The 19,935-nt window shown below is 68.8% G+C and carries 17 protein-coding genes and 1 pseudogene; 5 read left to right on the plus strand and 13 right to left on the minus strand.

Annotated elements, in window-relative coordinates:
• Positions 1-50: 50 nt before the first annotated feature.
• Genes ACHMXA_RS22200 through ACHMXA_RS22210 form a run of 3 tightly spaced genes read left to right on the plus strand, consistent with a single transcriptional unit; the run spans position 51 to position 4,049 of the window.
• The gene (locus ACHMXA_RS22200) at positions 51-2,351 is read left to right on the plus strand and encodes a TonB-dependent receptor (RefSeq protein ID WP_395316374.1); all 2,301 of its coding nucleotides are present in this window, start codon (positions 51-53) and stop codon (positions 2,349-2,351) included.
• 25 nt (positions 2,352-2,376) lie between these two features.
• Complete coding sequence (locus tag ACHMXA_RS22205; protein ID WP_176668274.1) at positions 2,377-3,063, plus strand: Fe2+-dependent dioxygenase; 687 nt, start codon at positions 2,377-2,379, stop codon at positions 3,061-3,063.
• A gap of 53 nt (positions 3,064-3,116) precedes the next feature.
• A complete protein-coding gene (locus ACHMXA_RS22210; RefSeq protein ID WP_176668273.1) occupies positions 3,117-4,049 on the plus strand; it encodes a DUF2167 domain-containing protein in 933 nt (310 codons plus the stop codon).
• A gap of 12 nt (positions 4,050-4,061) precedes the next feature.
• Here the strand turns inward: ACHMXA_RS22210 and ACHMXA_RS22215 are convergent, their stop codons facing one another.
• The 6 genes from ACHMXA_RS22215 to ACHMXA_RS22240 are packed head-to-tail and all read right to left on the minus strand — an operon-like array spanning position 4,062 to position 9,395.
• A complete protein-coding gene (locus ACHMXA_RS22215) occupies positions 4,062-4,850 on the minus strand; it encodes an enoyl-CoA hydratase/isomerase family protein (protein ID WP_176668272.1) in 789 nt (262 codons plus the stop codon).
• Positions 4,851-4,852: 2 nt separating this feature from the next.
• Positions 4,853-5,683 (minus strand): SDR family NAD(P)-dependent oxidoreductase, encoded by an 831-nt coding sequence (locus ACHMXA_RS22220; protein ID WP_176668271.1) that lies wholly within the window; start codon positions 5,681-5,683, stop codon positions 4,853-4,855.
• Between the two features lie 31 nt (positions 5,684-5,714).
• Positions 5,715-6,134: a MaoC family dehydratase gene (locus tag ACHMXA_RS22225; RefSeq protein WP_176668270.1), complete on the minus strand. Its 420-nt coding sequence runs from the start codon at positions 6,132-6,134 to the stop codon at positions 5,715-5,717.
• A 14-nt stretch (positions 6,135-6,148) separates the two neighbouring features.
• On the minus strand, positions 6,149-6,589 hold the full coding sequence (locus ACHMXA_RS22230; RefSeq protein ID WP_176668269.1) for a MaoC family dehydratase N-terminal domain-containing protein: 441 nt from the start codon (positions 6,587-6,589) through the stop codon (positions 6,149-6,151).
• A 16-nt stretch (positions 6,590-6,605) separates the two neighbouring features.
• Positions 6,606-7,790, minus strand: a complete 1,185-nt coding sequence (locus tag ACHMXA_RS22235; protein WP_176668268.1) for a lipid-transfer protein — start codon at positions 7,788-7,790, stop codon at positions 6,606-6,608.
• A 45-nt stretch (positions 7,791-7,835) separates the two neighbouring features.
• Entirely contained in the window at positions 7,836-9,395 is a 1,560-nt protein-coding gene (locus tag ACHMXA_RS22240; protein ID WP_176668267.1) for a long-chain-fatty-acid--CoA ligase, read from the minus strand.
• Between the two features lie 110 nt (positions 9,396-9,505).
• On the opposite strand from ACHMXA_RS22240, the gene ACHMXA_RS22245 reads away from it, so the two are divergent.
• Positions 9,506-10,531 (plus strand): AraC family transcriptional regulator, encoded by a 1,026-nt coding sequence (locus ACHMXA_RS22245; RefSeq protein WP_176668266.1) that lies wholly within the window; start codon positions 9,506-9,508, stop codon positions 10,529-10,531.
• 49 nt (positions 10,532-10,580) lie between these two features.
• Entirely contained in the window at positions 10,581-11,162 is a 582-nt protein-coding gene (locus ACHMXA_RS22250; RefSeq protein ID WP_176668265.1) for a GbsR/MarR family transcriptional regulator, read from the plus strand.
• Positions 11,163-11,184: 22 nt separating this feature from the next.
• Here the strand turns inward: ACHMXA_RS22250 and cydX are convergent, their stop codons facing one another.
• The 7 genes and pseudogenes from cydX to ACHMXA_RS22285 all read right to left on the minus strand — a co-directional run bounded on the left by cydX (position 11,185) and on the right by ACHMXA_RS22285 (position 19,874).
• Complete coding sequence (gene cydX, locus ACHMXA_RS22255) at positions 11,185-11,334, minus strand: cytochrome bd-I oxidase subunit CydX (RefSeq protein ID WP_093201312.1); 150 nt, start codon at positions 11,332-11,334, stop codon at positions 11,185-11,187.
• 15 nt (positions 11,335-11,349) lie between these two features.
• The gene (gene cydB / locus ACHMXA_RS22260; RefSeq protein ID WP_176668264.1) at positions 11,350-12,504 is read right to left on the minus strand and encodes a cytochrome d ubiquinol oxidase subunit II; all 1,155 of its coding nucleotides are present in this window, start codon (positions 12,502-12,504) and stop codon (positions 11,350-11,352) included.
• Positions 12,501-14,119, minus strand: a pseudogene (locus tag ACHMXA_RS22265) (cytochrome ubiquinol oxidase subunit I). The gene cydB and the pseudogene ACHMXA_RS22265 overlap by 4 nt, the downstream one beginning before the upstream one ends.
• A gap of 51 nt (positions 14,120-14,170) precedes the next feature.
• Positions 14,171-15,892, minus strand: coding sequence for a thiol reductant ABC exporter subunit CydC (gene cydC / locus ACHMXA_RS22270; protein ID WP_395316375.1), 1,722 nt, complete (start codon positions 15,890-15,892; stop codon positions 14,171-14,173).
• Positions 15,889-17,580: a thiol reductant ABC exporter subunit CydD gene (cydD, locus tag ACHMXA_RS22275; RefSeq protein WP_176668261.1), complete on the minus strand. Its 1,692-nt coding sequence runs from the start codon at positions 17,578-17,580 to the stop codon at positions 15,889-15,891. Before cydD ends, cydC begins: the two co-directional genes overlap by 4 nt.
• 156 nt (positions 17,581-17,736) lie before the next feature.
• Positions 17,737-18,849 (minus strand): acyltransferase, encoded by a 1,113-nt coding sequence (locus ACHMXA_RS22280; protein ID WP_176668348.1) that lies wholly within the window; start codon positions 18,847-18,849, stop codon positions 17,737-17,739.
• A gap of 62 nt (positions 18,850-18,911) precedes the next feature.
• On the minus strand, positions 18,912-19,874 hold the full coding sequence (locus ACHMXA_RS22285; RefSeq protein WP_176668260.1) for a nitronate monooxygenase family protein: 963 nt from the start codon (positions 19,872-19,874) through the stop codon (positions 18,912-18,914).
• Between the last annotated feature and the right edge of the window lie 61 nt (positions 19,875-19,935).

The raw sequence follows: 19,935 nt of genomic DNA on the forward strand, positions 1-19,935 counted from the left end.
GTCAGAATCCCGGCCGGTGCGCTTTTGCCTGCACCTTCCGAGATTCCACGATGACCAGCACCTCCCTTCCCTCGCGTCGCCGCACGCCGGTCGCACTTGCCCTGATCGGCCTGTGCGCCGCTCCCCTTCCCGCCGCCTTCGCCCAGCAACAACCGCAGCAGCCACAACAGGAACAAGCTGCCCGGCCCTCCCCGGCCCCGGGTACCTCCGTCCCAGGCACGCTGCGCGAAGTCCAGGTCCAGGGCACGCAGGACAAGGACAGCTTCGGCGCCAACGCCTCGTCGCTGAGCCGCCTGCCGGCCGACCTGCGCGATGCGCCGCAGTCCATCACGGTGATCAACCAGGCGGTGATGCAGTCGCAGGGTGCGACCTCGCTGGCGAGTGCGTTGCGCAACGTGCCGGGCCTGACGATCGGCGGTGCCGAGGGCGGGCAAATCGGCACCAACATCAACCTCAACGGCTTCTCGGCGCGCACCGATATCTACCTCGACGGCGCCCGCGACCGCGCGCAGTACTACCGCGACACCTTCGCGCTCGAATCGGTCGAGGTGCTGATGGGCCCGTCTTCGATGCTGTTCGGGCGCGGCTCCACCGGCGGCGTGATCAACCAGGTCACGAAGAAGCCTTCGCTCACGCCCGCGGGCGAAGTGTCGGTGTCGGCGAGCACCACCGGCCTCGTGCGCTCGACCATCGACGTCAACCGCCCGATGTCCGACACCTCGGCCTTCCGCATCGCGGCCATGGGCCAGCAGGGCGACGCCAGCACGCGCGAGCAGACGAAGCTGAAGGACTTCGGCCTCGACGCCTCGCTGAAGTTCGGCATCAACACGCCCACGCAGGTCACGCTCTCGGCGCTGGTGCAACACAACCGCGACCAGCCCGACTACGGCCTGCCACCGCTGAACGGCCGTCCGGCAAAGGTCGACCGCGACACGGCCTACGGCTTCAGCGACGACCGCACGATCTCCGACATCCAGGCCTTCAGCGCGGTGGTGCAGCACAAGCTCACGCCCGACACCTCGATCCGCAACCAGACGCAATACAACGATGTGACCACCGATGCGCGCGAGACCGCGCCGCAGAGCATCGGCACGCTGTCGGCCAAGGGCGTGTTCACGCCGTTTTCCACCGGCACCACGGCCGCGCCGGGGGCCGCGTTCTCGACGCTGCCGCTGAGCAGCCTCTGGGTGCGCCAGCAGAGCCATGACCGCAGGATCCGCGACAAGTCGCTGTTCAACCTGACCGAGTTCAACACGAAGTTCGCCACCGGCTCCGTCAAGCACACGCTGCTCGCAGGCCTGGAACTGGGCCACGACACCTACGCCAACCAGGCCTACTACCGCAACGGCAGCTGCGCGGGCGTGGCGCTGAACCCGGCCGGCGGCACCAGCGGCTACGCGACATGCTCGCCGCTGCTCGCGCCCTACCAGGGCGACACGCCAGCCACGGCGCCTTCGCTGCCCGGCAACCTGGCCACCGCGCACGCGACCACCGTGGCCGGCTATGTGAACGACACCATCGAGCTGACCCCGCAGTGGAAACTGGTGGCCGGCGTGCGGCAGGACCACTACAGCGCACGCATCTACAACACCGTCCCGACCGCGACCACGCTCGCCACCGAGAGCCAGACGGTCGACTTCACCAGCGTGCGCGCCGGCGCGATCTGGCAGCCAACGCCAGAGCAGTCGTACTACGTGTCGTACAGCACCTCGTTCAACCCCTCGCTCGAGCAGCTCGTGGCCACCACCGGCGCCACGCAGCCGCTGCCGCCGCAGAAGAACAAGGCCTACGAGCTCGGCGGCAAGTGGGACTTCAACGACGGCAACCTCTCGCTGACCGCCGCGGCCTTCCAGATCACGCAGACGAATGCGCGCTCGCAGAACAGCGACGGCACCTACAGCGCGACCGGCACCGTGCGCGTGAACGGCGCGCGCGCAGGCGTCGCAGGCCGTGTCACCGACAAGCTGCAGCTGTTCGGCGCCTACACGCACCTGGACGCGACCATCGTCGACGGCATCGCTCCCGGCACGCTCGGCAAGGTGCCCGCCAACACGCCGAAGGACGCGGCCAGCCTGTGGGCGACCTACGCGATCACACCCGAGTGGGAGATCGGCGGCGGCACCACCTACAGCGCGAAGCGATTCGCCAACAACACGGACCTAGTGCAGGTCGGCGGCTATGTGCGGCTGGACGCGATGCTCGCTTACCATCAGCCGAAGTACGACATCCGGCTGAACCTGTTCAACCTGGCCAACCGGCGCTACTACGACGCGCTGATCCCCTCGGACGGCGGCCGCGCGGTGCCGGGCTCGGGCCGTGCCGCCACGCTGTCGTTCACCTACCGGCTCTGAGCTTCAGAGGAGCACTCGACACAACATGCTGGTCTGCATTCCCGGCATCCTCGACCGCGAGGCGCTCGCGGCAATCCGCTCGCGCCTGGAAGCCGCGGGCGACGCATGGGTCGACGGCCGCGTCACCGCGGGCCACCAGGGCGCGCCGGTCAAGCTCAACCAGCAGATCGACGAAGGCTCGCAGGTCGCGTTCGAATGCCAGTCCATCGTGGCGAGCGCGCTGGAGCGCCACCCCACCTTCATCAGCGCCGCGCTGCCCAACCTGCTGTACCCGCCGATGTTCAACCGCTACGGCGAGGGCATGCGCTTCGGCCTGCACGTGGACGGCGGCGTGCGCATCGACCCGCGCACCGGCCGCAAGCTGCGCACCGATCTCTCGGCCACCATCTTCCTGTCGGAGGCCGACAGCTACGACGGCGGCGAGCTGCAGATGGAAGACACGCACGGCATGCAGACGGTGAAGCTCTCGGCCGGCGACATGGTGCTCTACCCCGCCACCAGCCTGCATCAGGTCACGCCCATCACGCGCGGCGTGCGGCTCGCATGCTTCTTCTGGGTGCAGAGCCTCGTGCGCGACGCCGGCGACCGCGCGCTCCTGTTCGACATGGACAACGCGATCCAGCGCCTCAACCAGAGCGGCGCCGACGAATCGGCGCGCCGCACGCTCACGGGCACGTATCACAACCTTCTGAGGAAGTGGAGCGAAACCTGAGTTCTTTAAACTCCCCGGGCTCACCAGACTGATAACAACCGAGGAGAGAGAACTTGCGTATTCAAACCGCCCGCCTGACGGCCGGTGTGCTGCTCGCGTGCGCCGCTTTCGTGGCGCAAACCAGCCAAGCCGCATCGCCGACCACCACCCCGTCCACTCCATCAACTCAAGCCTCGACCGCCAGTTCGCTCGAGGCCGAACAGGATGCCGCGTTCAAGGCCGCCAAGGCCGTGCAGAAGGTCGGCCCCGTCGACATCACGCTGCGCGACCAGGCCCACCTCCACCTGCCCGCCGGCTACGTGTGGGTGCCGACGCCCGCCGCCGCGCAGCTCATGCGCAGCATGGGCAACCGCACCGACGACACCTTCGTCGGCGCGATCTTCCCCGCCGACGATGCCGACTGGATGGCGGTGGTGAAGTTCGTGAAAGAGGGCTACATCAAGGACGACGACGCCAAGGACTGGAACGCCGACGACCTGCTCAAGAGCCTGAAGGAAGGCACCGAGGCCGCCAACGAGGAACGCTCCAAGCGCGGCATTCCTTCGATCGAGGTGACGGGCTGGGCGCAGAAGCCGCAGTACGACGCCTCCTCGCACCGCCTCGTGTGGTCGGCGCTGTCGCAGCGCAAAGGCAGCACCGACGGCAACCAGGGCGTCAACTACAACACCTACGCGCTGGGCCGCGAGGGCTACCTGAGCCTGAACCTCATCACCAACGCGAAGGACCTGGACAAGTTCAAGCCCGACGCGAGCAAGCTGCTCGGCGCGATCCAGTACGACGACGGAAAGAAGTACGCCGACTTCAACTCGTCCACCGACAAGGTCGCCGCCTATGGCCTGGCCGCGCTGGTGGCCGGCGCGGCGGTGAAGAAGCTGGGCCTGTTCGCGATCGTCGCGGCCTTCCTGGCCAAGTTCGCGAAGGTGGCCGTGGTGGCAGGCGGCGCGGCGCTCTGGGGCATCGCGAAGCTGTTCAAGCGCAACGGCTGACGGCCGTGGCGTTCAGGCTCCCTTGAACCTGGGCGCGCGCTTTTCCACGAAGGCAGCCACGCCCTCCCGCGCATCGGCGCTGCCCGCACGCTCGCGCAGCAGCCTGTGTTCCAGCGCCAGGTGCTGCTCGAAGGGCCGGCCGGGCGCGCCGGCGCAGAGCTCCTTGATGCCGGCGAAGGATGCGCTCGCACCATGCGCGAGCCGAGCCACCAACGCTTCGGCGGCGGCTGCGAGTTCATCGTCCGGGTGCAGCGCATCGACCGCACCCCACGCAAGGCAGCGCTGGCTGTCGATGGCATCGCTGAGCATCAGCAGCTGCTGCGCGCGCACCGGCCCCACGCGGCGCGCGAGGAAGTACGAGGCACCCGCATCCGGCGAGAGCCCGATGGCCGCATAGCCCGTCCGCAGCTTCATCGATTCGGCGGCGAGCACGAAGTCGCCGCACAGCGCCAGCCCCACGCCTGCGCCGCCGACGGATCCGTTCACCGCGACGACCAGGGGCGCGGGGTTGTTCGACAGTCGCAGCAGCGCAGGGTGCAAACGGTCCAGGATCTCATCGACCAGCGCCGGCAGCGCTTCGCCGGCCGCCATGAACTCGTCGATGTCGCCGCCGGCGCAGAACACACGGCCTTCTCCGGTCAGCAGGATGACGCGCGGCTTGCCCGCCAGCACGTCGTCGATGGCCCGCACCAGCGCGTGGCCGCTGCGAACCCCGATCGCGTTGGCGCGCTCCGGCCGCTTCAGCACGATGCGGCCGATGCCCTCCTCCACGCCCCAGGCGATGCCTTCGGCGGTTTCCATGCTCAGATGCCCGTCAGGCCGCCGCTGCACATCAGCGTCTGGCCGCTCACGTAGTCCGACTCGGGCGCGCACAGCAGGTACACGGCGCCAGCCGCCTCCTCGGGCGTGCCGCCGCGTCCCAGTGGAATCGACTGCTCCATCATCGCCAGCAGCCCCGGGTTGATGCCGACCTTGATCTCGCGGCCCTCGATGTTCGCGGTGGACGCCTCGGCGGTGCTCGCGGTGAGCCGCGTCTGGATGAAGCCGAAGGCCACGCAGTTGACCGTCACGTTCATGCGGCCCCACTCCTTGGCCAGCGTCTGCGTGAGGCCGACGATGCCCGCCTTGCCCGCCGCGTAGTTCGCCTGCCCCGCGTTGCCGAAGAGCCCCGCCACCGACGAGATGTTGACCACCTTGCGCACCACGCGCCGGCCCGCCTCGGTCTCGGCCTTCGACAGCGCGCGGATCACCGGCTGCGCCGCGCGCAGGATGCGGAACGGCGCGGTCAGGTGCACGTCGATCATGGCGTACCACTGCTCGTCGGTCATCTTCTGCACCACGCTGTCCCAGGTGTAGCCGGCGTTGTTGACGATGATGTCGAGCCCCTTGAACTCGCTCACCGCCGTGCCGACGAAGCGCTCGGCGAAATCGGGTGCCGCCACGCTGCCGGCGCATGCCACCGCCTGGCCGCCGGCCGCACGGATTTCCTGCACCGTCTCTTCCGCCGGCTGCGCGTCGAGATCGTTGACGACGATGCGCGCGCCTTCCGAGGCCAGCTTGAGCGCGATGGCCCGGCCGATGCCGCGGCCGGAACCGGTGATGAGGGCGACCTTGCCGTCGAGCTTGGGTGTCATGTCCGAGTTCTTTCCTTGTTGGTGTGAGTTCTCAACGCAGCGCGACCAGCGCCTCGCCGGCGATGCGCGTCTGCCCGTATTGATTGGCGCTGTGCACCTCCACGCGCACGCAGCGCTCGCCTTCGTGCTCCAGCTTCTCGATCACGCGGCCGCTGCAGCGCACCGCGTGCCCCAGGTGCGTGATGCCCTGAAAGCGGACGTCGAAGCGCCTCAGCTGCGACTGCGGCGCCCACTGCGTGAGCAGCCGGCCCAGCCAGGCCATGCCCAGCATGCCCTGCGCGAACACGTCGGGCATGCCCGACCTGCGGGCGAAGTCGGTGTCGATATGGATGGGGTTGTGGTCGCCCGAGGCGCCCGCGAACAGCGCGAGCGTGGTGCGGTTCACGGGCGCCAGCTGCAGCGCGGGCAGCTCGTCGCCGACGTTCACGGCGTCGTAGGTCGGTGCATTCATCGGTTCGGGTTCCTTCAGTGGCGGCAGACGATCACCGCGCGCAGCTCGGCGACCAGCTCGTCGCGCTGGTTGATGGCGCGCGATGTCTTGACGACGAATTCGAGCGCGCCGTTCTTCTTGTCGTAGATGTCGGTGATGGTGGAGCGCACCGTCACGGTGTCGCCCACGCAGGCGGGCTTGTGGTAGCTGAAGCCCTGCTCGCCGTGCAGCAGCTTCGACAGCGGAATGCCCAGGTCGGCCAGCAGACGGTCCGACGCGCCCGAGTCCAGCTCGGCCGCGAACAGGAAGGTCGGCGGCGCGGGCAGGTCGGGGTAGCCGGCATCGCGCGCGGCGGCGGCATCGGTGTAGACGGGGTCGGTCTCGCCGATGGCCTTGGCGAAGAACTGCAGCCGGCTGCGCTCGATGGGCAGCACCGAGGGCGGCAGCTCGTGGCCGATCCATTTCCTGTCGATCATCTGGCGGCCCTTTCCCTCAAACCCGCTCGTAGAGCGTGACCACGCAGGCGCCGCCCAGCCCCAGGTTGTGCTGCAGCGCAAGCCGCGCGCCTTGCACCTGCCGCTTCTCGGCCGTGCCGCGAAGCTGCTGGACCAGTTCCGTGCACTGCGCCAGCCCCGTGGCACCCAGCGGGTGCCCCTTCGACAGCAGCCCGCCCGACGGATTGGTGACGACCTTGCCGCCGTAGGTGTTGTCGCCATCAACCACGAACTTCTCCGCACCGCCCACCGGGCACAGGCCCAGCGCCTCGTAGCTGATGAGTTCGTTGTGCGCGAAGCAGTCGTGCAGCTCGACCACGTCGACGTCCTGCGGGCCGACGCCGGCCGCGTCGTACACCTTCTGCGCGGCTTCCTGCGCCATGCTGAAGCCGACCACCTCGCGCATGTCGCGGCTCTCGAAGGTGATGGGGCGGTCGGTGGTCATGGCCTGCGCCTTGATGCGCACGCTGCGGTCCAGGCCATGGCGCTCGGCGAAACGGGGAGAACAGACGATGGCCGCCGCCGCGCCGCAGGTGGGCGGGCAGGCCATGAGCCGCGTCATCACGCCGGGCCACATGACGGGCGCGGCCATCACTTCGTCTTCGGTGACGACGGTGCGGAACAGCGCCACGGGGTTGTTCGCCGCGTGGCGGCTGGCCTTGGCGCGGATCTTCGCGAAGGTCGACATCTGCGTGCCGTACTGCTGCATGTGCGCAAGCCCCGCACCGCCGAAGTAGCGCAGCGCGAGCGGCACCTGCTCGTTGCCGACCAACTCGTCGGTGATGTTCTCGAAGTGGTCGAAGGGGCTGGGCCGGTCGTTGAACACCGCGCCGAGCGCGCCGGGGCTCATGTGCTCGAAACCCAGCGCCAGCACGCAGTCGGCCGCGCCGCTAGCCACGGCCTGGCGCGCGAGGAAGAGCGCGGTCGAGCCGGTCGAGCAGTTGTTGTTGACGTTGACGACCGGGATGCCGGTCATGCCCACCTCGTACAGCGCGCGCTGGCCGGCGGTGGAGTCGCCGTAGACGTAACCCACGTAGGCCTGCTGCACCAGCTCGTAGCCGATGCCGGCGTCCTTCAGCGCGGTGTTGGTGGCCTGAGCGGCCATCTGGGGATAGGGCTGGTTCGCGCCCGGCTTGGTGAAGGGGATCATGCCGACCCCGACCACGTGAACGTCTTGGCTCATGAAAGGCTCCTTGTCTGGAAGTTCGAAGAAAGAAATTGAATTGACTCAGGCCACGCTGCGCTGCCGGCCCTGCCAGAAGGGCTCGCGCAGCTTGGTCTTCAGCACCTTGCCGGCGCCCGACAGCGGCAGCGCATCGACGATGGCCACGCTGCGCGGGCACTTGTAGCTGGCGATCAGCGTCTTGCAGTGGGCGATCAGATCCTGCGGCTGCACGCCCTGCCCCGGCTTGAGCACCAGCACGGCATGCACCGCCTCGCCCCACTCGTCGCTCGGAATGCCGATGACCGCGCAGGCGGCCACCGCGGGATGCTGGTTGATGGCGTTCTCGACCTCGGCCGAATAGACGTTCTCGCCGCCGCTGATGATCATGTCCTTCATGCGGTCCACCACGAAGATGAAGCCGTCGTCGTCCATGTAGGCGCCGTCGCCGGTGTGCATCCAGCCGTCGCGCAGCGCGGCAGCCGTCTGCTCGGGCTTGTTCCAGTAGCCCTGCATCACGTTGGGCCCGCGCACCACCACCTCGCCGACGGTGCCGCGCGGCACTTCGTTGTCGTCCGCATCGACCACGCGCACTTCCATGCACACGCTGGCGCGGCCGGCCGCACGCAGCTTGCCGCGCTTGCGCCCCTCGGCCGTGTGGAAGTAGGCAGGGTTGAGCGTGGCGATGGGCGACAGCTCCGTCATGCCGTAGGCCTGCACGAAGCCCACACCCGGGAAAGCCTCCATCGCGCGGTTGAGCACGGCTTCGGAGATCGGCGACGCGCCGTAGGTGATGTTCTGCAGGCTGCTCAGGTCGCGCGGCTGCCGCATGGCGGGGTGGTCCACCAGCATCTGGATCATGGTGGGCACCAGCAGTAGGCTGGTCACGCGGTCGCGCTCGATGGTGTCGAGCACGCCCTCGGGCGTGAACATGGGGATGATGGCGTGCGTGTTGCCTGTGAACCAGTGCGGCGTGGCCAGGCCCATGTCGGCCAGGTGGAACATGGGGGCGGCGTGCAGGTAGCAGCCGTCGGCCGGTGCCAGCCCTTCGGCCTGCGCCGCGAGCGCCGAGCTGCAGATGTTGGTGTGGCTGAGCATCACGCCCTTGGGAAAGCCCGTGGTGCCGCCGGTGTAGAAGATGCCGGCCAGGTCCTCGCCGCGGCGCACGGCGTCGGGCACCGGGGCCGCGGCGTCGATCAGGCCCTCGTAGCTGCGCATGCCGGCGGGCACGGGGCCATCGCCGCAGTAGACGACCTCGCGCAGGCTCTTCGACTGGCCCCGCATCTGCTCGACCACCGCGCGGAAGGTCTCGTCGACCAGCAGGACGCCGGAGCCGGAGTCTTCCAGCGAGTACAGGATCTCGGCAGGCGACCAGCGGATGTTGCAGGGGTTGAGCACGCCGCCGCCCCAGGGCACGGCCATCTGGTACTCCAGGTAGCGGTCGGAGTTGAGCGACAGCATGGCCACGCGGTCGCCCGCGCCCATGCCCAGCCGCTGCAGCGCGCCGGCCAGGCGCGCGACGCGGTCGGCAAAGTCGCGGAATGTCCGTGCGCGGCCGGCGAAACGCACGGCGATGGCATCGGGGCGCTGCTGCACGGCCCGGTGAAGGCCCTGGGTCAGGTACATGGGTTTGTCTCCGTCTCGTTCTTGTGCAGGCGCATGGTAGAAATCCGGCCGCCGCCCGGCGATTGCACTTCGCTTCGATCGCATGGCAGAAAAGGTCAATCGACACAGACATGCTTCAGCCGCACGTCACCATCCCGGTCGCCTTCGTCCTCGGCATGCTGTCGGGCATCCGCGCGCGGCCGGGCGAGGCGCTGGTGGACGTCGACAAGGCGCTGGAGGACGCGGGCATCGCCCCGGCGCTGCTCGACGAAGCCGCCGCCCGCATCACCGCCGAGCAGTACGTGGCCCTCTTCGCGCTGCTGATGGAGCGCATGGACGACGAGGCGCTGGGCTTTCTCACGCGGCGCCTGCGCTGCGGCAGCTTCGCGCTGATGACGCGCTCCACGCTGGGCGCGCGCACCTTCGAGGTGGCGATGCGCCGCGTGGCCCGCACCTTCGACCTGCTGCAGGACGATCTCTCGCTGGTGCTGCTGCACGACGGCCCGCTCGCCGGCTTCGGGCTTCGGCTGAACATCCAGCCGCCCATGCACCAGAACTTCCTGCATGAGCTGATGCTGCGGGTGTACTGGCGGCTCTTCGCATGGCTGCACGGCGGCCGGCTGGCGGCCCGGCGCTTCGACTTCGGTTTCGAGCCGCCGCCCTATGCCGACGGCTACGCGAAGGTGTTCCCGGGCCCGCTGCAGTTCGAGCAGCCGCTGTCGGCCGTGTGGTTCGACGCCAGCGCGCTGGACACGCCGGTGCATCGCGACGCGCAGGAGATCCAGGCCTTCCTGGCGGCCTCTCCGGCCAACGTGATCCTGCCCCGCCTCGCCGAACAGGCGGTGAGCGCAAAGGTGCGCGCGGTGCTGCAGCAGCACCGCCCGGCGTGGGCCGACCTCGCGACCACCGCGGGCGTGCTGCACATGTCCGTCAGCACGTTGCAGCGGCACCTGGCGACCGAGGGCACATCCTTCCAGGCGTTGAAGGACCAACTGCGGCGCGACCTCGCCATCGTGCGGCTCAACACCAGCACCGTGCCGCTCGCGGCGCTGGCCGAGGAACTGGGCTTTGCCGACAGCGCGGCCTTCCAGCGCGCCTTCAAGGCCTGGACCGGCGGCGCGCCTGGCTCGTACAGGCGGCGCCAGCAGGCTGATTGAGTTTTCAGGACTTTCCGGAATTACAGCCATCCGCGCGACAATCCGGCGCATGGCCAACTCTTCCGATCTCCCGCCCCTCAACCGCCAGTTCGTCGCCCACTTCGGCGAGATGGGCAGCAAGTGGGGCATCAACCGCACAGTCGGGCAGATCTACGCACTGATCTTTCTCTCGGAGCGCGCACTCAACGCCGACGAGATCGCCGAGCTGCTCGAGTTCTCGCGCTCCAACGTCAGCATGGGCCTGAAGGAACTGCAGGCCTGGCGGCTGGTGCACCTGCGGCACCACCCCGGCGACCGGCGCGAATACTTCGAGGCGCCTTCCGATGTATGGGAAATCTTCCGCGTGCTGGCCGAGGAGCGCCGCCGCCGCGAGATCGAACCCACGCTCTCCATGCTGCGCAACGCCCTGCTCGAATCGCCCACGAGCGACGCCGAGCGCCACGCGCAGGAGCGCATGCGCGAGATGCACGACCTGATCGACCGGCTGATGAAATGGTTCGACGACGTGCAGCGGCTCGCACCCGAGACAGCCATGAAGCTCATGGGCATGGGCGCAACCGTGACGAAGGTGCTGACGCTGAAGGACCGCATCACCGGCGGCGCGGCGTCGAAGAAGAAGGCTGCCGAGTAGATCGGGCAGCCCTCCTCCGGGGCTACAGCCGTTCCTGCCCCGATGACGGCTCGGGCGTCCCGAGCTTGGCCTTGCGAACGGCCTCGTCGTCCATGAGTTCGTACCACATGGCGTTGAGCACGGCGAATGCGGCTGCCAGCGGCAGGCCGAGGATCCAGGCGAAGTACCACATCTTTCTTTCCTCCTTTCAGTAGGCGTGTCCGCTCTCGTCGCGGATCGCCTGTTCGTCGACCTTGCCCCACAGCACGCGGTAGACCCAGCTCGTGTAGGCCACGATCAGCGGAATGAAGACGGCCGTGACCACCAGCATGATGAACAGGGTGAGGTGGCTCGACGACGAGTCCCACACCGTGAGGCTGGCGCGCGGGTCGATGGACGATGGCAGGATGAACGGGAACATCGAGGCACCCACGCTGAGGATGATGCCGGCGATGCCCAGCGCAGCCGTCAGCAGAGCGAGTACCGGGCGGCGCAGCGCGAGCCCGAGCAGCGCACCGAGCGCGCCGACGAAGCCGGCCACGGGCGCAGCAAGCGTCCACGGATGCGCCGCATAGTTGGCGGTCCACGCGCCTGCGTGCAGCTCGACGGTCTTCAGCAGCGGGTTCGACGGCCCTGTCGCATCGATCGCGCTGCTGATGCGGAAGCCGCCGATGCTCGTCGCCAGCAGCACGCCGGCCAATGCGTAGAGCGCGACGGTAAGCACGGCGGCGACCATGCCGTAGCTGCGCGCACGCTCGGCCACCGGCCCGGCGGTCTTCAGCAGCAGCCATGCGGCGCCGTGCATCACCAGCATGGCGACCGACACCAGGCCGCACAGGACGGCGAACGGATTCAGCAGGCCGAAGAAGCCGCCGTCGTAGAAGATGTGCATGTCGGGGTTGAAGCGGAACGGCACGCCCTGCAGCACGTTGCCCACGGCCACGCCGCAGATCAGCGCGGGCACGAAGCCGCTGAAGAACAGCACCCAGTCCCAGCGCGCGCGCCATTGCGGCGACTCGCGCTTGCTGCGGAACTTGAAAGCCACGGGCCGCAGGATCAGCGCCGTGAGGATCACGAACATCGCCAGGTAGAAGCCCGAGAACGACACGGCATAGAGCTGCGGCCAGGCCGCGAAGACCGCGCCGCCGCCCAGGATCAGCCACACCTGGTTGCCCTCCCACACCGGGCCCACGCTGTTGATGACGACGCGGCGCTCCACGTCGTTGCGCGCCGCGAAGGGCAGCAACATGCCGCTACCCAGGTCGAAGCCGTCGGTCACGGCGAAGCCCACCAGCAGCACGCCGATCAGCAGCCACCAGATGAAGCGCAGGGTGTCGTAGTCGAGGAGTGTGTGGAGGATCATGCTGCGCTCCCGGTGGAAGGCGAAGGAATGGCCGCGCCCGCGTGGGCCGGCGGAATGTGCGAGAGCGTGTCGCCCTCGTCGGGCGCGTGCTCGGCCTGGGGCCCCTTGCGGATGGCCTTGAGCATCAGCTTCATCTCGATGACCAGCAGCGTCGTGTAGATCGCGATGAAGCCCGCGAGCGTCAGCAGCAGCGTCTTCGCGCCGAGGTTCGACACGGCCACCGCGGTCGGCAGCACGCCCTCGATCACCCACGGCTGACGGCCGAACTCGGCCACCAGCCAACCCGACTCGATGGCGATCCACGGCAGCGGAATCGCGAACACGGCGAGCTTCAGCAGCCACCGGTGGCTGTCGAGCCTGCGGCGCGCGGAGAGCACGAAGAAAGTGCCGGTCAGAAGGATCAGCAGCATGCCGATGCCCACCATCACGCGGAACAGCCAGAACAGCGGCGCCACCTGCGGCACGGTGTCCCACGCGGCCTTGGCGATCTGCTCGTCGGTGGCCTGGCGCGGATCGTCCACGTAGCGCTTGAGCAGCAGCGCGTAGCCCATGTTGATGCCGTTGTCCTCGAAGTCGCCGCGCACGCCCTGCGTCACCTTGTCGGGGCCGCCGGCCTCGCGGATCTTCTGCAGCGCGTCGTAGGCCTTCAGGCCTTCGCGGATACGGGCCTCGGCGCGCTTCACGAGTTCGTCGATGCCCGGCATCACGGTGTCGAGCGAGCGCGTGCCGATCAGGCCCATCACGCCGGGTATGTGGATGGCGTAGTGCGTCTCGCGCGCCTCCTGGTCGGGGAAGCCGACCACCGTGAAAGCGGCGGGCGCGGGCTGCGTCTCCCACATGGCCTCGATGGCGGCCAGCTTCATCTTCTGGTGCTCGCCCGAGAGATAGCCGCTCTCGTCACCGAGCACCGCCACCGACAGCGCAGCGGCCAGGCCGAACGAGGCCGCGACCGTCATCGAGCGCTTGGCCAGTTCGAGGTGGCGCCCCTTGAGCACGTACCACGCAGACACGCCGAGCACGAACACCGCGGCGCACACATAGCCCGCCGACACGGTGTGGACGAACTTGGCCTGAGCGACCGGGTTGGTCAGCACTGCCGCGAAGTCGGTCACCTCCATGCGCATGGTCTGCGGATTGAAGGCCGCGCCTACCGGGTTCTGCATCCAGCCGTTCGCGATGAGGATCCACAGCGCCGAGAAGTTGGAGCCGATGGCCACCGCCCAGGTCGAGATCAGGTGGCCCACCTTGGAGAGCTTGTCCCAGCCGAAGAAGAACAGACCGACGAAGGTGGCCTCCATGAAGAAGGCCATCAGCCCCTCGATGGCCAGCGGCGCGCCGAAGATGTCGCCGACGTAGTGGCTGTAGTAGCTCCAGTTCATGCCGAACTGGAACTCCATCACGATGCCCGTGGCAACGCCCATCGCGAAGTTGATGCCGAAGAGCACGCCCAGAACTTCGTCATGTCGCGCCAGATCACGCGGCCGGTCATGACGTAGACCGTCTCCATGATGGCGATGATGATCGAGAGTCCGAGCGTCAACGGCACGAACAGGAAGTGGTACAGCGCCGTGACGGCGAACTGCAGACGCGATAGCGCGACGATGTCTAAGTCCATGATGGGGTTCTTCCTTCTTTCCTTGTGTTCCCTGTTGACTGGCTTTCCGGTTCAGTCGGGCCGCAGGCTGCGCAGCGCGGCGTCGAAGGCTTCGCTGCCGCGCCGCAGGTCGGCGACGACACGGCCCTGCTTCATGCACAAGAGGCGGTCGGCAAGCCCGGCCTCGCGGCGCAGATGCGTGGCGATCAGCAGGGTCCGGCCTCCCGCGTGTTGTGCGAGCCGCTGCAGCACGTCGTGCGCGACGGCGGCATCGAGCGCCTCGGTAGGTTCGTCCAGCAGCCAGAGCGGCACGGGGCGCAGCAGCAGGCGCGCAAGCGCGAGGCGGCGCGACTGCCCGCCCGAAAGGCCCAGGCCGCCTTCGCCGAGCCGGGTGTCGAGGCCCAAGGTGAGTGCGCGCACGTCGCCTTCGAGCCCCGCGGCGTGCAGCGCGGCGTGCAGTTGCTCGTCGGTGGCTTCCGGGGCTGCCAGGCGCAGGTTGTCGCGCAGGCTGTCCTGGAAGAGTTCGGTGCGCTGGGTGAGCAGGCAGGCTGGCTGCGAGTGCACCGTGCCGGAGCGCGGCGTGATCTCGCCGGCAATGGCGGCAAGCAGCGTCGACTTGCCCGCGCCGCTCGCACCGATCAGCGCGACCCGCTCGCCCGCGTTCAGGGTCAGCGACAGGTCGCGCAAGACTGGCATGCGGCTGCCGTCGTGGATCACCGTGATGCCATCGAGCTGCAGCGCGGTTGCCCCATCGGACGCGTCCATCGCCGGGGTGGGCTCGTCCGCGGCCGGCGCCATGCGCGGAGCAAGGCGCCGCACCGCCAGCCATGTGCGGCCCGCGTCGAGCGCGCCACGGCGCAGGGCCGCGAAGGGCTCCGTCGCCGTGAGCGCCACCAGCAGCGCCAGTGCAGCCGCCGGAGCGCCGATGACGCCCTCGCCCACCAGCAAGCCGACCGCCAGCAGCACGCCGACGAGAGTCAAGGAGCCTGCGCTGCCATAGGCGATGCCGGCGGCAGCTTCGAGCTTGTTCAGCGCGAGGTCGGCCTTGGCGAGGTGCATGTCGGCGTTCATCACCGCGTCGCGTTGTGCGTCGATTCGGCCTGCCATCACCAGGTCGGTCTGGCCCGCGACCAGATCGACCGCGCGCGCCCGCAGCGCCTCGATGGCATGCGCGCGCCGAACCGCAGGCCGGCGTGCGCGCCGCGCGACGATGAACGCGATGCCCCAGCCGGCGATCACGAGCCAGAGCATCAGCACGAGGCCCATGGCCACGTGCATGAAGCCGAGCACCGTGCCGGCGAGCAATGCGGCGCCCAATGCGGCGGCGGCCGGCACGAGCAGGCGGAGGTAGAGCGACTCCAGCGCGTCGATGTCGGAGGTCAGGCGGAACAGCAGGCGCGCCGGTCGCTTCAGCAAGGCGCGCGCGGCCTCGGCCTGCGCCCAGCCACGGAACAGGCGTACGCGCAGTGCGGCGAGCACGGAGAAGGTCGCGTCATGAGTCACCAGCCGCTCGCCGTAGCGCGACGCCGTGCGGCCGAGCGCGAGCAAGCGGATGCCGGCGGACGGCATGAACACGTCGAAGGTGAAGGCCGTTGCAGCATGCAGGCCAGCCAATGCCGTGGCGGTGATGAACCAGCCGGAGAGGCCCAGCAGCGCCATTCCCGCCAGCACCGTGATCGCGGCGAGCAGGCCACCGAGCAGCAGCGGGCGTGGCTGTTCCGCGAGGAAGGGGCACAGGACCAGGCGCAGGTCGCGCCAGTTCGCGGCGGCGCGTGGAACCGGCGTCTTGCTCATGCGGCCTTCTCCATTGCGTCTGTGCGGCCGAGGCTCACGGTGCGGTCCATGCGCGAAGCGAGGACGGGGTCGTGCGTCGCGACGACGAGGGTCTTGCCTTGCGCGAGCTTCAGGAGCGCATCGACGACCCGCTCGGCGGTCTCGGTGTCGAGGTGCGCCGTGGGTTCGTCCACCAGCAGCAAGTCGGCTTGCGGATGCACAGCGATGCGGGCCAGCGCGAGCCGCACGGCCTCTCCGCCGGACAGCCCGCCGCCGCCTTCGCCCAGCGACGTGGAGGGATGCGCCTGCGCCACGGCCTCGAGCGACGCGACGCGCACTGCCTCATCGACCTGCAGGGTGTTCACACCCGCGCGTCCCAGCGCCAGGTTGGATTCGACCGAGCCCGCGAAGACGTGCGGCGCCTGCCCCATCCAGCCCATGCGCTGCCGCAGCGACGCCACCGTGTGTTCCGTGAGCGCCACGCCGCCGATGGAGATCTCGCCGCGCGTCGCAGGCACGAGCCCCGCCAGCAGGGACAGCAAGGCGGTCTTGCCGCTGCCGCTGGCGCCCGTCAGCGCGACGTGTTCGCCGGGGGCGATGCGAAGCTCGATGCCATCGAACACTTCCTGCCGCTCGCCGGGCCAGGAGAAATGGAGGTTGTGGATGGAGACTGCCGGCGGGCCGCCTTGGACGCCCGTCGCGGCGCGCGTCAGAGAGGCGCTGGCGCCGGGCAGAGGCAATTCGTTGCGCTGCAGTCTGTCGAGCGCTTCCAGCGCAGCCTCACCGGCGGCCCGGTCGTGCCAGACCGCCGACAGCTCGCGCAGCGGCTCGAAGAAAGCCGGCGCCAGCAGCAGCACGAAAAGGCCCTCGCCCAGGCTCAGCGTGCGCCCCCAGGCACCGAAGCCGATCGAGCCCAGCAGGTGGAAGCCGATGTAGACGGCGACCAGCGCCACGCCCAGCGCCGAGAACAGCTCCAGCACGGCCGATGAGAGAAACGCGATGCGCAGCACGGCCATCGTCCTGCGGCGCAGGGACTGGGCCGCATCGCCCAGGCGGCTTGCGGTGATTTCCACCGCGCCGAGCGCGCGCAGCGTCGCCAGTCCGCGAAGCCGATCGAGCAGGAAGGCGTTCATGCCGCCGAGTTCCACCATCTGCGCTTCGCTCGCGGCCTTGGCGCGCCAGCCGACGATGGCCATGAAGAGCGGAATGAGCGGTGCCGCCACCAGCAGCACCAGCGCAGCCACCCACGAGAACGCGGCCACTGCGCAGAGGATGAACACAGGCACAACCGTCGCACGCCAGCGCGCCGGCTGGTAGCGCACGAGGTACGGAACTAGCGCCTCGGCCTGCTCTGCGAGTACGTTGGCCGCGAGCCCGGAGGGGGCCCGGCTGCGGTCGAGCGGGGAGTCGCCGGCGAGCGCCGCCGCCGTTTGCGCACGCAGCGCAGTGAGCTGCGCCCGGGCGCGAGCGAAGGTCCGCCGCGCCCCCCAGGCCTCGCAGCCCGCGCGCAGCAGTCCGAGCAGCAGGATCACGCCTGCTGGCCAGATCACGGCCGCGAAACCCCGGCCCGAGGCCAATCCCTGCACCGCGATCGCCAGCAACGCCGCCTGCGGCAGCCAGAAGAGCGCGGCAGCACCCTGCACCACCCCGCCGGCGTCCGGCGACGCGAAAGCCCGCAGCGGCGATCGGGATGGCGAGTGCTTGGTCATTCCTAAATTTCGTGAATTTTCAGTATTTACTGAAATTTCCACAATCATACCGGAGATGGGAGCAACTGACGAGCCCGCAGACTGCACGCTGCGGTGCCCGAAGGCAACCGGTTCAGGAAGATTTGGGCGGTGCGCCTGCGCCGGCGCGCCCGTCCTTTAATGAGAAACGACTATTCCACTGACCAGCAGCGCGGCGAACAGCGTGAACACCGCCCGCCAGGAAGCCGGGCGCGCCTCCACCCAGCGGTAGAGCAGTGCCGCCGCGACCACCGAAAGACCGAAGGTCGCGACGAGGCCGCAAGCATCGAACCACGAGCCGTGCGGCCCCGCATTCGCAACCGCCGCGTTCATGGCGAGCAGCACCGGGAAGTGGATGAGAAAGAGCGAATACGACATGCGCCCCAGCCGCACCAGAGGCATGGCGGCCGCCGGCCAGTGCTTCGGCGACAGCCAGTTCCGCCGTTGCGCAACGGCGATCAGCAGCGCCGTGACCAGCGCCGTCGCGATGCGGCTGCGCCAGTCGATGGCCAGCGCGCCCGCTCCTATCAGCGCCAGCAATGCGATTCCGCTCTGCCAGACGCTGAACCGCGTCGCGCGTCCGATCCAGAACACCAGCATGCCCAGCCCGTAGGTGCCGAAGAAATAGAAGGCCGTGTCGTCCAGCCCCGCATTGCGGTTGAAGAGCACGAGCGAAGCCACCGCCAGTCCGAAGACCAGCGCCACCGGCAGCCATCGCGCCCGCAGGCCCTGCGGCACGGCACCACCCGCGCGCTGCAGCATCGACGGCAGCCCGACCAGCGCCAGGGCCAGCGCGAACAGCTGGAAGTCGATGGCCACGTACCAGACGCCCGTGGAAAGCGACTCGTAGCCCAGCAGGTCCTGCAGCAGCAAGCCGTGGGCAACCAGTTGACCGAAGGTCGGCGACGCCGGTACCACTTCTTCGTCGAGCCACGGCCGCACGACGGCAGCGACGATCACGCACACCGTGAGCGCGGCGAGGTACGGCATCACGAGCCGTCCATAGCGCTGCAGAATGCGCGCCACCGGCCGCTCCACGCGCAGCGTTCCATCGGGCGCGAGGCTGGCGGCCGCCAGGAAGCCGGCGATCACCAGGAACACCTGCACCGCCAGCCGGCCCTCATCGGCCAGCCAGGCGAAGAAATCGGGCGCGAGCGCGTACGCGCCGGCCGGCATCGGACCGTAGCGCGAGAGATGGTGCCCCACGATCACGGCGCACGCGATGCCCTTTGCCGCATCGAGCAGCGGCATGCGCCCCGCGGAAGACGACGGCGCCGCGCGCGTGGCAGGCGCGGCGCCGTTGGTCAAGGCAGTCACAGCGCGAGCCGCTGCCTTGCCTCCTGGTATTCGCGCTTGAGCTTCTCGATGAATGCGCCGGCGGTGGCCACTTCGGTGACCGCGCCGATGCCCTGGCCCGAGCCCCAGATGTCCTTCCAGGCCTTGGCCTTGCTGCCTTCGCCGCCGCCGAAGTTCATGGTCTTCACATCACCTTCGGGCAGGTTGTTCGGGTCCATGCCCGCCTTGACGATGCTGGGTGCCAGGTAGTTGCCGTGCACACCGGTGAAGAGGCTCGAATAGACGATGTCGTCCGAGGTGCCGTCGACGATGGCCTGCTTGTAGTCGTCGCTCGCACGCGCTTCCTCGGTGGCGATGAAGGCCGTGCCGATGTAGGCGAAGTCGGCGCCCATGGCCTGCGCAGCCAGCACCGCGCCGCCGGTGGCGATGGAGCCCGACAGCGCGATCGGGCCGTCGAACCACTGGCGGATTTCCTGCACCAGCGCGAACGGGCTCTTCACGCCCGCATGGCCGCCGGCACCGGCCGCCACGGCGATGATGCCGTCGGCGCCCTTCTCGATCGCTTTCTGCGCGAACTTGTTGTTGATGATGTCGTGCAGCGTCACGCCGCCGTAGCTGTGCACCGCGTCGTTCACGTCGGTGCGCGCGCCCAGCGAGGTGATGACGATCGGCACCTTGTATTTCACGACCATCTCCATGTCGTGCTCGAGCCGGTCATTGCTCTTGTGCACGATCTGGTTGATGGCGAAGGGTGCCGCGGGCTTGTCGGGGTTGGCCTTGTTGTAGGCCGCCAGTTCCTCGGTGATCTCGGCGAGCCAGTCTTCCAGCTGCGCGGCGGGGCGCGCGTTGAGCGCCGGCATCGAGCCGACCACGCCCGCCTTGCATTGCGCGATCACGAGCTTGGGGTTGCTGATGATGAACAGCGGCGAGCCGATGATCGGCAGCGGCAGGTTCGCCAGTACGGGGGGCAGCTTGGACATGTCGTCTCCGGAAATGGATTGGTTTTATAAGAGAGAGAAGCCGCCATCGCCCGTCAGATGG

Source organism: Variovorax sp. UC74_104, assembly GCF_044055375.1.
Classification (GTDB): domain Bacteria; phylum Pseudomonadota; class Gammaproteobacteria; order Burkholderiales; family Burkholderiaceae_C; genus Variovorax.

Excerpts from the sequence above, each read along its gene's own strand:
- ACHMXA_RS22200 (WP_395316374.1), top strand. The coding sequence starts at position 51 with ATGACCAGCACCTCCCTTCCCTCGCGTCGCCGCACGCCGGTCGCACTT.
- ACHMXA_RS22205 (WP_176668274.1), top strand. The coding sequence starts at position 2,377 with ATGCTGGTCTGCATTCCCGGCATCCTCGACCGCGAGGCGCTCGCGGCA.
- ACHMXA_RS22215 (WP_176668272.1), bottom strand. The coding sequence starts at position 4,850 with ATGGAAACCGCCGAAGGCATCGCCTGGGGCGTGGAGGAGGGCATCGGC.
- ACHMXA_RS22220 (WP_176668271.1), bottom strand. The coding sequence starts at position 5,683 with ATGACACCCAAGCTCGACGGCAAGGTCGCCCTCATCACCGGTTCCGGC.
- ACHMXA_RS22225 (WP_176668270.1), bottom strand. The coding sequence starts at position 6,134 with ATGAATGCACCGACCTACGACGCCGTGAACGTCGGCGACGAGCTGCCC.
- ACHMXA_RS22230 (WP_176668269.1), bottom strand. The coding sequence starts at position 6,589 with ATGATCGACAGGAAATGGATCGGCCACGAGCTGCCGCCCTCGGTGCTG.
- ACHMXA_RS22235 (WP_176668268.1), bottom strand. The coding sequence starts at position 7,790 with ATGAGCCAAGACGTTCACGTGGTCGGGGTCGGCATGATCCCCTTCACC.
- ACHMXA_RS22240 (WP_176668267.1), bottom strand. The coding sequence starts at position 9,395 with ATGTACCTGACCCAGGGCCTTCACCGGGCCGTGCAGCAGCGCCCCGAT.
- ACHMXA_RS22245 (WP_176668266.1), top strand. The coding sequence starts at position 9,506 with ATGCTTCAGCCGCACGTCACCATCCCGGTCGCCTTCGTCCTCGGCATG.
- ACHMXA_RS22250 (WP_176668265.1), top strand. The coding sequence starts at position 10,581 with ATGGCCAACTCTTCCGATCTCCCGCCCCTCAACCGCCAGTTCGTCGCC.
- cydX (WP_093201312.1), bottom strand. The coding sequence starts at position 11,334 with ATGTGGTACTTCGCCTGGATCCTCGGCCTGCCGCTGGCAGCCGCATTC.
- cydB (WP_176668264.1), bottom strand. The coding sequence starts at position 12,504 with ATGATCCTCCACACACTCCTCGACTACGACACCCTGCGCTTCATCTGG.
- cydC (WP_395316375.1), bottom strand. The coding sequence starts at position 15,892 with ATGAGCAAGACGCCGGTTCCACGCGCCGCCGCGAACTGGCGCGACCTG.
- cydD (WP_176668261.1), bottom strand. The coding sequence starts at position 17,580 with ATGACCAAGCACTCGCCATCCCGATCGCCGCTGCGGGCTTTCGCGTCG.
- ACHMXA_RS22280 (WP_176668348.1), bottom strand. The coding sequence starts at position 18,849 with ATGCCGCTGCTCGATGCGGCAAAGGGCATCGCGTGCGCCGTGATCGTG.
- ACHMXA_RS22285 (WP_176668260.1), bottom strand. The coding sequence starts at position 19,874 with ATGTCCAAGCTGCCCCCCGTACTGGCGAACCTGCCGCTGCCGATCATC.